This window comes from Caedibacter taeniospiralis, from assembly GCF_002803295.2.
GTDB classification, from domain to species: domain Bacteria; phylum Pseudomonadota; class Gammaproteobacteria; order Francisellales; family Francisellaceae; genus Caedibacter; species Caedibacter taeniospiralis.
In genome coordinates this window covers 25937-37825 of sequence record NZ_PGGB02000013.1, presented here as the reverse complement: position 1 = coordinate 37825, position 11889 = coordinate 25937, and the positions used below count along the sequence as shown (strand labels likewise).

The following is an 11889-nucleotide window of genomic DNA, read 5'->3' as shown; positions in this document are numbered from 1 at the left end:
GCCTTAAGTGTCAGAGACACAGGCTATACCGCCGAGAAGTTTTATCATGGACTGGTGTTGGGCTTAATCGCCTCCCTAAGATCAACTCATATTATCCACTCCAATCATGAATCGGGAGATGGTTATCCCGATGTGCTACTTTATCCCTTAGCCAATAATCAAAAGCACGATTTAGGCATAGTGATGGAATTTAAGCATGCCAGGGAAGATGGCAGTGAAAACTTAGACAAACTTGCCAGGCAAGCGCTAAGCCAGATTGATGCTAAAAATTACAGCACTGAGCTAACATCTCAATCTCAAGTAAAGCGCATATTGAAGCTTGGTTTAGCGTTTAATCATAAACAAGTGATTGTCAAATCCGCTTTTCAGGTAGCCTAAGGCGTAATGAATCCTTAGTCATCAATTGAGGTGAGCCATTTTTGACTTTGACATGACTCTATAACTGATGAATTGCCAACTTGGTAACGTACTTAGTGCAGGGTGGATAAGCCAAAGGCGCATCCACCAATACTCAACCTGTTTGCTTTTCTGCTAAAAGCCTTTATCTTGCTGGCGCAAAGCTTTAAAATGCCTGGCACAATGATTTTCGGAAGCATCAATATGCAACAAAAGGGGGATATCGCTGTTATCGGCTTAGCAGTGATGGGTCAAAATCTTATCTTAAACATGAACGATCACGGCTTTCACGTCGTCGCCTACAATCGTACGACCAGTAAGGTAGATGAGTTTTTGAATGGTAATGCCAAAGGGACCAATATTATTGGGGCTTACTCGATTGAAGATATGATTTCTAAACTCAAAAGCCCGCGCAAAATCATGCTTATGGTTAAAGCGGGTGATGTCATTGATCAGTTTATTGATACTTTAGTCCCGCATTTAGACACAGGGGATATCATCATTGATGGCGGTAATTCTAATTTTACCGATACTGAACGCCGTGCCCATGTGCTTAAAGCAAAAGGCATTTATTTTATTGGCACAGGGGTTTCAGGGGGCGAAGAAGGGGCGCGTTTTGGACCCTCCATGATGCCTGGTGGGATGACTGAAGCCTGGGGTGCTGTTAAGCCAATTTTCCAGGCGATTGCCGCCAAAACACCCAATGGTGAGCCTTGTTGCGAATGGGTTGGCAGTGGAGGCGCGGGACACTTTGTCAAAATGGTCCACAACGGCATTGAATATGGTGACATGCAGCTGATTTGTGAAGCCTATCAGTTTATGAAAGATTTGCTTGGATTAGATAACGAAAACCTAAGTGAAATCTTTAATCAATGGAATAACACAGAACTTAATAGTTATTTGATTGAGATCACTGCTAATATTTTGAAATTCAAGGATACTGAAGGCTATGTGATTGATCGCATCTTAGATACCGCAGGTCAAAAAGGCACAGGTAAGTGGACTGGCATTAATGCCCTGGATTTAGGTATCCCTTTGACCTTAATTGCCGAGAGTGTTTTTGCGCGTTGTATCTCTTCACAAAAAGCTATTCGCTTACAGGCGGAAAGCGTTTATGGCAAGAAAAGCTTTCACAAGCTTAGTGCCTCAGATGAGCTGTTATCCGATCTGCAACAGGCACTTTTATTTGCCAAAATTATTTCTTATGCACAAGGTTATATGCTGATGCAAGAAGCCTCAACAGAGCACGATTGGTCTTTGAACTACGGTGATATTGCCTTGATGTGGCGTGAAGGCTGTATTATCCGCAGTGTATTTTTAGATAAAATCAAGGCAGCGTTTGCTAAAAACCCAAAATTAGAAAACCTGCTATTTGATGACTACTTTAGCGTGATTCTTAAGAAAGCTTTACCCAGCGTTAGAAGAATTGTTGCAAAAGCGGTTGAAGCGGGGATTACGATGCCTGCCTTGACTTCGAGCTTAAGCTTTTTTGACGGGTTCACTACAGGAAGATTACCAGCAAACCTGTTACAAGCACAACGCGATTACTTTGGCGCACATACTTATGAGCGCCTGGATAAACCGCGTGGTGAGTTTTTCCACACTGACTGGATTGGCTCAAATACCCATGTATCCTCTTCTGGGTACAATGTTTAATAACTTTATAAGGATTTAAGATCATGAAAAAAATATTAGCATCTATGACTGTAGCAGGTCTTATTGCTTCTGGTTCAGCATATGCGGGGATTTACATCGGTGCTCAAGGAGGAGTAAGTCATTCATCAAGCGAGCTTAATGCCAATAATAACGTCACCACAGGTTTGCTTGTCGGTTATCAGTTTCCGATAATTTCTTTTTTGAAGGTTGGTGTGGAAACTGAGCTTAACTATCTCAACAGTACCGTCAAACTGAATAATCAAACGGGGAATTTAACGACTATCCCCTTATATGCCACAGCCAAGCTGGATCTGCCACTTGGTTTAAATTTAATGGCTAAGCTAGGCTATGCCTATAATCGAATTAGTGGCGTGGATGAAAGCCCATTTCCTAATACGCTATGGCGCCCAGCGGTTGCTATCGGTGTGGGTTATCAAATCTTAGGCTTTAACCTGTTTTTCCAAAGTAGCCGTTACTTCCTTGATAACGGTGGCAAACAGCCTTTTGCAGATGCTTATACCCTTGGGGTAAGCTACGAGTTCTAATCTGCTATTTGCAGCTTGCCTTAAGCCTTTTATCTATGCGACACTAGCCAGCCTGGTAGAGTATCTAAATGATGAGGAATGACATGCAGATTAATACACTAAACCAAAGCCCGTGCACCACTGAGGTTGTCTTTGTGCTTGAAGACTCAGTAAGTACAATAGATGTCATTAAAAAAGCGCAAGACAAGGAAGTTTTCACTGCAAAAGCAGCAAGTAGCTATTTTGCGTTAGGCGAGGGCAAAAATAAAAATTATCTTGCCATCGGCTTAGGCAAAAAAGATAAACTGAATGCACATAGCATCCGCAAGGCACTTAATACGCTTTATAGTCAACTAAAAGCACTGAGTATCGATACGTTTGCTGTTGATACATCAACTTTGGGCGATAACTGCACACGCCTGTTTGTTGAAGCACTTATTAATTCGTCGTACGTGTTTGACCAGTTAAAATCTGAAAAAGAGACTTTCAAATTAAAACAGGTTGATATTATCACTCAAAGCGTGAGTGAAGTTACACGTGACATTAAGATCTCCCAGGCGATTGCCAATGCTCAGAACTATGCCAAAGATCTGAAAAACCTTCCAGCCAACATTTGTTCAACTGATTACCTGTTAAATGAAGCAAAAAAACTAGTGGCAACGAATGATCATTGCTCATTGCACTATATTGGCGAAGAGGAAATGCTAAAACTTGGCATGGGCTGCATTAGTGCGGTTGGGCGCGGTTCTCCCATGCCCAGCTATATCGCTTGTATGGAATACCGTGGTGGTAAAAAAGAAGATCAGCCAATTGTCCTTGTCGGTAAGGGTCTGGTGTATGACACGGGTGGGCTATGCTTAAAGCCATGGCAAAGCATGAGCAGCATGAAAATGGATATGGGTGGTGCGGCCTCAGTTTTCGGTACCATACAGGCAATTACGCGCTTAAAACTACCTATCAATGTTATTGGTGTCGTTGCTTTAGTAGAAAACTCACTGGACGGTAATTCATATCGCCCTGGCGATGTTCTTACCAGCATGAAAGGAATTACCGTTGAAATCGGAAACACCGATGCAGAAGGTCGTTTGGTACTCTGTGATACCCTTACTTATATTGAACGCTATAAGCCAAAAGTCGTCATTGATATCGCTACGTTGACAGGTGCTATGGTCGTCGCTTTAGGTGGTGATCTTACGGGTCTTTTTTCCAACAATGACACCTTGGCAGGCGATCTTAAACTTGCCTCTAAAGAGAGTCATGATCCTGCCTGGCACATGCCTTTACATGCCCCTTACCATGAACTGCTAAAAAGTGATGTTGCCGATATGAATAACATTGGAGGTCCTGCTGCTGGCAGCATTACCGCAGCGCTTTTCTTATCTAAATTTACTGAGAACTACACCTGGGCACACCTCGATGTAGCTGGTTCTGCCATGACAGGCTTTGAAAAAGCCACAGCCACTGGTCGTCCTGTGCCAATGCTTACGCAATATCTTATTAATCAAGTAAAATAAAACGGCTGTGGTCACATCCACATCCTCGCTCAAGGTTCCTACTGCTACCAAAGCTAAGTCGAAGAGGTGCGCTATCCTCGTTCCCACGCTCCCGCAGAATAGGGATTTAATTTTGACAATAGAACTCGTTGTATAAATTGAAGATGCAGGCTACAATTGTTACATGAAACAAAGTGATTGGAGATTGAAATGGCAAAAACAATTCAGGAAAGAGTCAAACAACACAGGGATGAATTAAAAGCACAAGGTCTAAGACCTGTCCAAATTTGGGTTCCCGATACACGAAAGGCTGGATTTAAGCAAGAATGTTTAAGACAGTCTAAGCTTTTGGCTAATGACCAGCATGAACACGATGTTATAGGTTGGATTAGTGACGCCTCTGACACTAAAGGGTGGATATGATTAAACGTGGCGATATTGTCACTGTCTCTTTGCGAGGAGATTATGGAAAACCTCGACCAGCAGTGGTTATTCAATCAGATTTGTTTTCAGAACATCCGTCAATCACTATTTTACCTATAACCAGTGAAATAAGGGAAACCCCTTTATTTAGATATACTGTCAAACCTAGTGAAATAAATGGATTAAATAGAGTATCACAGGTAATGATCGATAAATTACATACAGTTGCAAGGGAACAGATTGGTATTCCATTTGGGGCATTGAGCAGGAATAACCTGTTAGAAATTGAAAGGTTATTGTCGGTGTTTTTGGGAATTGCATGATATTCAACGCATCCAAGAATCAAGAAATCCTTTCCATTCTAAAATTTCCTTTAAAACCAGGTATTGACCGATACATTAAAGCGTTTGGATAACGCCTTTATGTGTTCAAGTGTTAGCTCTCGCTCACCTTTTAAAATCTTAGATACCAGTGATTGAGACCCGATTTCAGGTAAATCTTTTTGTGTTAAACCATACATTTTAATCAGATATAGCAAAACATCCTTGGCGTTAGCACTATTTTCAAAACTAAAATGTTTACTTTCATAGTTATTAACCTGCTTAGCCAATGCTCTTGCAAAAGATTGTATTTCTTGTGTCTTCTCATCTGCACTCAATTTCATTAACTCACGCAACAGTTTTTTTGATTCCTCGTATTGCTTTTTGGTTTTATACGCTTCAATGTATGGCATAAGTAACGACCAGGATTTGTTTATTTCACTTATTGCTAACATATTTCTTTGCCTCTCGCTTTAATACCGCTTGCTTTTTATTGTACTCTTCATGTGTCCATACATAGCGAACATCAATCACTGAAAAATCATAATCGACAATGGTTACCATACGATAATTGTTGCCTGCAACATCAAAGATCGTAAAAACATGATAAACATAATCTGCCGTTTTAAATATTTCCGCTAGATCTCTAAACCCGTTAAAGTTATTAGCTTCTAAAATCTTGAGCAATGGATCAAAACTCTTTTTCACTTGCGCATGTTTTTTACAAAACTTTGCAATCAACTCTTTGTTCATCACAATCATGGTCAGTTTTCTTAAATAGCTATTTAATCAACTTGCTTTAAAAACAAACTCAATAAATAGCTATCAAAACCGCGTGATAACGATTTTAAAAGCTTTTGCTTGTCTTTAATCCTTTTAGCTTTATTCGTTTTTCCATGAACGCCTGCATTGTAATTAAGCTTAACCAAGCTTTTGGCTACTGGGTTTAATTTACCTTTTTTTAGCATCGCTAATCCCCTTTCTTAAAAACCTTGCCAAAGTATGACAAATTGTCATTTCAAAATCCAGAAAATTGCATGACTTTTTGTCATTATTTTAGAATTACATCATTACCTAACCTGAGTTCGACGTGAGTCAAATTAATTACTACTGGCTAAACTCAGTTTTATAAAGGTCATGAATAGAAACCAACGCCTTTGCCAAGCCAATCAATTTGTGCTTTTCATAGATTGGCATATAAATCGGTGCGACAATCTCTGCTGCACTGGCATCATAGCTAATCTCACCGTAACAAATCTTTCCCTTGCCCTCATTATAGGCTTGTTGCCACCACCTCTCATCCGCCTGATAAAAATCCGTCGTCATGTTTGTCTGGCAGACATTCATTCCAGATAAATCCGTCACAAAGATTTCGACAAAGGCGGAATGTTCCGCTTGAAACTGCTTAAGCTCAATAGCGCACGCATTATAAAGCAAGAGTTGAACATTAAAAGTATCGCGCGATTTTTGCATACTTTGATCCAGTGATTGATAGCGCTCAATAGATAATGGTGTCTCTTCTGCCAAGCGCACGTTGGCGCGCTTAAGCGTGTGCAGAATACGCTGGCTTGAAAATAACAACTCAAGCTGAGATTCACGAACCTTAAGGTGTGCTTGGATCTCATCGGCATACTCACCCTCTTTGAGGTCTGTTTTATCTAACTTATGCTCATACTTATCACAACCAGCAAGAATAATCACCAATACACTTAAGACCAGCCTGTGGCACTTCTTCATCACGCATGCCTCTTTTAATGCTTATAGATCTTCATGTTCAATCACATGATTGCTCTTTGACATAAATAAGCCAACAATAAATTTAATAATGCGATAAACTGCAGTTACCATTATGGCAACTAATAAAATCCAGAATAAAAAAACAAACGCATAATACAACACCACCAATGCGATTAATGCTGTAAAGACGACGAGAACTTCTTGAATAAACTTTTCCATTTTTTCTCCTATGACAGTGTAATCTTGGCAAATTTTCTCTTACCTACCTGATAAATATCCGAGGTTTTTTGCTTTAATGCAAGCTGAGGGTTCTCTACTTTATCCCCATTGATTTTAACCGCACCCTGCTTAATCATACGAATCGCCTCTGATGTGCTGGAAACTAATCCTGCGAGCTTTAGCACATTGGCAATCGGCATATTATCTTCTTCTAACTGGATGGTTTCCTCGGGCAAATCCTCCGGAATCTGATTCTTTTGAAAACGATCAATAAAATGCTGATGGGCTTGTTCCGCCGCCACCTCATCATGAAAGCGTGCAATGATCTCTTTCGCCAGTGCAATCTTGACATCCCGCGGATTATAGCCGTCTGCCACCGCTTGTTTTAAATAATTGATTTCTGACATGGGTTTAAAGCTCAACAGTTCATAGTAACGCCACATAAGCTCATCCGAGATCGACATGATTTTACCAAACATCTCATCTGCTGGTTCCTCAATCCCAATGTAATTATTCGCTGATTTAGACATTTTCTTGACGCCATCCAAACCCGCTAACAACGGCATGGTAATAATCACCTGTGGCTCTTGTCCTGCCTGTTTTTGTAGCTCTCTACCCATCAATAAATTAAACTTCTGATCGGTTCCTCCTAGTTCAATATCTGCCTTCATCTCAACCGAATCATATCCTTGCACCAGCGGATATAAAAACTCATGAATCGCAATGCCTTGTCCTGATTTATAGCGCTTAGAGAAATCATCGCGCTCAAGCATCCTTGCCACCGTTTGCCTGGAAGCCAATTTGATCACGTCACTGGCACTCATTTGATCAAACCAGTCACCATTGCGTTTAATGATGGTCTTCTCACGATCCAGAATTTTAAAAATCTGCTGTTGATACGTCTTGGCATTTTCCTCAACCTCTTTGGTCGACAAGGGTGGTCGAGTCGTATTTTTGCCCGTTGGATCACCAATTTGCGCGGTAAAGTTCCCAATTAAGAAATGGATCTCATGCCCTAAATCCTGTAACTGACGTAATTTATTAATCACCACCGTGTGCCCCAAATGAATATCAGGTGCCGTTGGATCACAGCCAAATTTGACAACTAACGGTTTCTTTTTCTTGAGCTTAGCAACTAAGTCTTCTTCCAACAAAACCTCTTCTGCACCACGCTTAATCACCGCTAATGTTTGCTCAATACTATACATAGATATATGTCACCTTCGTTTTATTTTATTGACTTAGACAAATTTCCCGCCCAAACAAAATATTCACGGTCATTCCTGCGGAGACGGGAATCCACTGCGTGGAAAGATGGTCGGAGCGATTTTATTCACCCTCAATTTCGCCCTTATGTATACCAAGATTAGCCACAAAAGGCAATTGCCACCTGAGCCAGGGGCGAAAAATATTTCGCCCCTGGCTATATGACACAAATTCCCGTACACTCAGTGCCAACGACACCAAGTAGCTATACCATTCATACATGAAGCAAGCGTATAAAAGCTCCCCGACAACTATAAATAAACTGCAAAAAAATCCAAAACCACGACACATTTGGCGCTTCTTTTTTACTTTCTTGATCATTGTGAGCATTTTCCTAGCACTTGTTTATCGCTTGTTTTATCTAACGACGACCGATAAAAAGTTTCTAAACGATCGTGGTTACAGCGAAAGTCACCGCACCATTGATCTAAATGCAACCTATGGGATTATCTACGATAGAAATGGCATCCCCTTGGCAGTGAGTACCAACCTTTATAGGATCGTTTTAGATATCAGGGTCCTCAAAGAGCATCCTGATGACTACCAAAAAATTGATCAAGCCAATGTTGATGGCTTGTCTCTTGCTGACATAAAGGAGCTCATCCAAAAATACCCCAACAAACCATATTACATTGCAGCACAATTTGTCGAGCCTTCTAAAATTGATGATTTAAAAGTATTGCACATACCTGGTGTTCAAATCGAAGATCAAAACAGGACCTATTATCCCAAAGCCGATGAAATTGCCCCCTTAGTAGGCTTTACTGATATTGCCAATCAGGGACAGGATGGTCTGATGCTCGCTTATCAAACTGAGCTTAAGGCGGAACAAGGTACACTTTCCAGTGAGTTAGATGGAAAAGCGCATGCCATTACCTTTGATGGGACAGCTCAGCATTATCACTTAGGTAAAAATATTCATTTAACCATAGACAGCAACATCCAAAGTTTTGCTTATAATGCACTTAAACAAGGTGTCATCGATACCAATGCGGACGCCGGCGCTGCCGTTGTTATTGATCCAAAAAACGGTGAAATATTGGCACTAGCCAGCTACCCAAGTTTTAATCCTAACAACTTCAATGAACATACAGGTAATGCGCTTGCCTTGCAACCTGTCATCGAAACGTTTGAACCAGGTTCTACCATTAAACCATTTTTTATCTCACAAGCACTCTTGTCAGGAAAATACACGCCTGATAGTATCATCGACACCAACCCAGGCTACTATTTCTTGCAACATCACCGAATCCGTGATGACGCTAACTTTGGCAACATCAGCCTCTCTCAAATTCTAGAGAAGTCCAGTAATGTTGGTGTTAGCAAGGTAACCATGACACTAGACAAAGAAGCCATGTATAACTTTCTTTCCACATTAGGCTTTGGTCAACCATCAGGCATTAATTTCCCACGGGCAACCAACGGTTATTTGCCCACCTTAAATTCATTAAGCGAGTTTGAATTTGCAACTCTTTCATTTGGCTATGCACTCAACACATCCGCCTTACAACTTGCCCATGCTTATACTATTTTTGGTAACAATGGCAGGCTATGCCCTGTAAGTCTTATCAAACTCAAACATCGAGGCGATATAACATGCCCACAAGTCCTCCCTGAAAACATTGCCCAGGAAGTACTTGCCATGCTACAAACCGTTGTTAGCATTCATGGCACGGGAATTCTTGCCAATATCCCAGGATTTGAGGTTGCGGGTAAAACAGGGACCTCACATCGCGTTGCCAATGGTCAATTTGTTGATCAATACAATGCGATCTTTGCGGGCATTGCGCCCGTCAGCAATCCAAGGCTTGCTATTGTTGTCTGGATCAACAATCCCAAAGGAAGTCACTTTTACCAATTTGGCGGGGTGTCTGCGGCTCCTGTGTTTGCCAGTATTGCACAGCAAGCTTTGCAGTATATGGGTGTCGCTTACCAGCAACCACTGAGTCAATATGAACTATTAAACAAAAACAAAAAATGGCTGTTGCAAATTATTGCAAGCAATTAAATAAATTTCTGCCCACCTAGATGGGTAGGAACAATTAAGATACACTCATGAATATTTGTAAAAAAACACCAAAATTTATAGTGAAATTTCCTTATTTGTCATTAGTATATGAGCGTCTGAGTAAGAAATTCATATGGGAGATTATTCAATGCAAAGACACAAGATAGGGCTGTTTTCAGCCATTGCCATTCCCGTCACCTCAATGGTTGGTTCAGGATGGCTTTTTAGTGCACAGTTAAATGCGCAACTTGCGGGAAACTACGCATTTATTGCCTGGATCCTTGCTGCGTTTATTGCAATCATCGTGGGGTTGTGCTTTGCCAGGTTATGTGCACTTTTCCCAGAACGTGGACTCAATGCAAAATGTGTATCCTTAAGTCATGGTAAAGATTTTGGCATGGTGTTTGCCTTTGCTATCTGGTTTGGTTTATTGGCAATGATTCCCACTGAAGCACAAGCAACGGTACAATATCTAAGCCCTTTTGTTAAATTTACAACCCTATATCACGGGAACAGTTTGACCTGGTCTGGTAAGATTTTCGCCATTGTTATCTTAGGAATCTACTTTATTGTCAATTATTTTGGTATCAAGTTGCTTGCCTATGTCAATAACGTCTCGACAGTTTTCAAGATCAGCATTCCAACCTTAACCATCATTGTCTTATTAGTAGCGCACTTTGATGCTACAAACCTTGATCTTGCCGTCAATCATTATAACGCAAGCTCTATTCAAACCGCCTTGATTGGCGCAGGTCTTGTCTACGCTTTTAATGGCTTTCAAGTAGTTGCGTCCTTTGCCAGTGAAATTAAAAACCCAACACGCAACATTCCGCTTGCGATTATTATTTCCATTGCCATAACTTTAGCACTCTATATGCTGCTACAGTTTACTTTTATGACGGCAATGCCACAGGAAGTGGCAGAAAAAGGCTGGGCAGCTCTTAATTTCTCAAGTCCTTTAGTCAATTTAACCATGCTTTTAGGCTTAAACTTTTTGACCATTTTATTGATCGCAGATTCTATTGTCAGCCCATCCATCACTGGCTTAACTTATTTAGGATCATGCTCAAGAATGCTGTATGCCATGGCAGAAAAAGGACAAATGCCGCGTTGGATCGCTAAGCTGTGCCCTGTGCACCACTTATCCAAGCGTTCACTACTGTTGAACTTTATTATTGGCATTATTGTTCTACTAAACTCAGCGAGCTGGGCATCTTTGATGGTAATAACCACAGCTTTTAACGTCCTTGGCTACATGGGAGCACCCTTATCACTTGCTGTCTTAGGAAGTAAAAAAATATCGACCAAGTTCATGACCTTGTTCGTGTTTGTTGTTTTAGCGTTGCTATTGGCAACTTTGCCTGTAAAAGATTTTCTACTAAATAACTTAGCCATCACGATCATGATGGCAGTTTATGCAGTATTGCAGCTAAAGCAAGGTGGATTTAACTGGTTTGCATTAAGCTTTACCCTGTTTTTATGGGTTTTAATGTTAGTAGCCAGTTCAATTATTGCGACCATTATGCTTGCCATCGTCTTTTTCCTGATAGTCACTAGTGAGCAGTTTGTTTCAAAACTTGGTCATCAGTTGAATTAATAGGGATACAGCAGCAGCTATTCAACCAAAAGCATGCGCTATCAACCTGTACGTTGAATTTTAAGGTTTTGTTATTTGGCTCTGACCGTCTTCCCGCCCTTGCGTTAAATTCCCCTCTTTCCAAGAGGGGTGGACACTTGCCTGACCACTTCAAAGTGGTCAGGCGTGCGGACGGGGTGTTTAAAGTAAAATGGGCGGGAAGATGGTTATAGTATTTTACCGCCATACGATAAAACACTGATCACCGCAA

Annotated in this window: 14 protein-coding genes; 8 read left to right on the top strand and 6 right to left on the bottom strand. The window is 41.0% G+C overall.

Annotation, left to right across the window (positions count from 1 at the left end; all coding sequences use genetic code 11):
* The 6 genes from CU053_RS05745 to CU053_RS05720 form a co-directional block, all read left to right on the top strand.
* Positions 1-378: PD-(D/E)XK nuclease domain-containing protein (locus tag CU053_RS05745; protein WP_199244221.1), on the top strand; the 378-nt coding region annotated here is incomplete at its 5' end.
* Positions 379-600: 222 nt separating this feature from the next.
* Positions 601-2052: a decarboxylating NADP(+)-dependent phosphogluconate dehydrogenase gene (gene gnd, locus CU053_RS05740; RefSeq protein ID WP_100550522.1), complete on the top strand. Its 1452-nt coding sequence runs from the start codon at positions 601-603 to the stop codon at positions 2050-2052.
* A gap of 23 nt (positions 2053-2075) precedes the next feature.
* Positions 2076-2597, top strand: coding sequence for an outer membrane beta-barrel protein (locus CU053_RS05735; protein WP_100550519.1), 522 nt, complete (start codon positions 2076-2078; stop codon positions 2595-2597).
* A gap of 83 nt (positions 2598-2680) precedes the next feature.
* Positions 2681-4090, top strand: a complete 1410-nt coding sequence (locus CU053_RS05730; protein WP_100550518.1) for a leucyl aminopeptidase — start codon at positions 2681-2683, stop codon at positions 4088-4090.
* Between the two features lie 189 nt (positions 4091-4279).
* On the top strand, positions 4280-4492 hold the full coding sequence (locus CU053_RS05725; RefSeq protein ID WP_100550517.1) for an antitoxin MazE family protein: 213 nt from the start codon (positions 4280-4282) through the stop codon (positions 4490-4492).
* A complete protein-coding gene (locus CU053_RS05720; RefSeq protein WP_100550516.1) occupies positions 4489-4815 on the top strand; it encodes a type II toxin-antitoxin system PemK/MazF family toxin in 327 nt (108 codons plus the stop codon). Before CU053_RS05725 ends, CU053_RS05720 begins: the two co-directional genes overlap by 4 nt.
* A 50-nt stretch (positions 4816-4865) precedes the next feature.
* Here CU053_RS05720 and CU053_RS05715 read toward each other — a convergent pair whose 3' ends face one another.
* The 6 genes from CU053_RS05715 to tyrS form a co-directional block, all read right to left on the bottom strand.
* Positions 4866-5267, bottom strand: a complete 402-nt coding sequence (locus CU053_RS05715) for a helix-turn-helix domain-containing protein (RefSeq protein WP_100550515.1) — start codon at positions 5265-5267, stop codon at positions 4866-4868.
* Positions 5251-5565: a type II toxin-antitoxin system HigB family toxin gene (locus CU053_RS05710; RefSeq protein ID WP_158107034.1), complete on the bottom strand. Its 315-nt coding sequence runs from the start codon at positions 5563-5565 to the stop codon at positions 5251-5253. Before CU053_RS05710 ends, CU053_RS05715 begins: the two co-directional genes overlap by 17 nt.
* A gap of 32 nt (positions 5566-5597) precedes the next feature.
* Entirely contained in the window at positions 5598-5780 is a 183-nt protein-coding gene (locus CU053_RS05705; protein WP_100550513.1) for a hypothetical protein, read from the bottom strand.
* A 139-nt stretch (positions 5781-5919) separates the two neighbouring features.
* Complete coding sequence (locus CU053_RS05700; RefSeq protein WP_100550512.1) at positions 5920-6549, bottom strand: cache domain-containing protein; 630 nt, start codon at positions 6547-6549, stop codon at positions 5920-5922.
* A gap of 21 nt (positions 6550-6570) precedes the next feature.
* Positions 6571-6768: a hypothetical protein gene (locus tag CU053_RS05695; RefSeq protein WP_100550511.1), complete on the bottom strand. Its 198-nt coding sequence runs from the start codon at positions 6766-6768 to the stop codon at positions 6571-6573.
* 8 nt (positions 6769-6776) lie between these two features.
* Entirely contained in the window at positions 6777-7976 is a 1200-nt protein-coding gene (tyrS, locus tag CU053_RS05690; protein ID WP_100550510.1) for a tyrosine--tRNA ligase, read from the bottom strand.
* Positions 7977-8254: 278 nt separating this feature from the next.
* Between tyrS and CU053_RS05685 the strand changes: the two genes are divergently transcribed.
* Together CU053_RS05685 and CU053_RS05680 are read left to right on the top strand one after the other, a co-directional pair.
* A complete protein-coding gene (locus CU053_RS05685; RefSeq protein WP_100550509.1) occupies positions 8255-10042 on the top strand; it encodes a peptidoglycan D,D-transpeptidase FtsI family protein in 1788 nt (595 codons plus the stop codon).
* A 148-nt stretch (positions 10043-10190) separates the two neighbouring features.
* Complete coding sequence (locus tag CU053_RS05680) at positions 10191-11639, top strand: APC family permease (protein WP_233263346.1); 1449 nt, start codon at positions 10191-10193, stop codon at positions 11637-11639.
* Positions 11640-11889 lie beyond the last annotated feature (250 nt).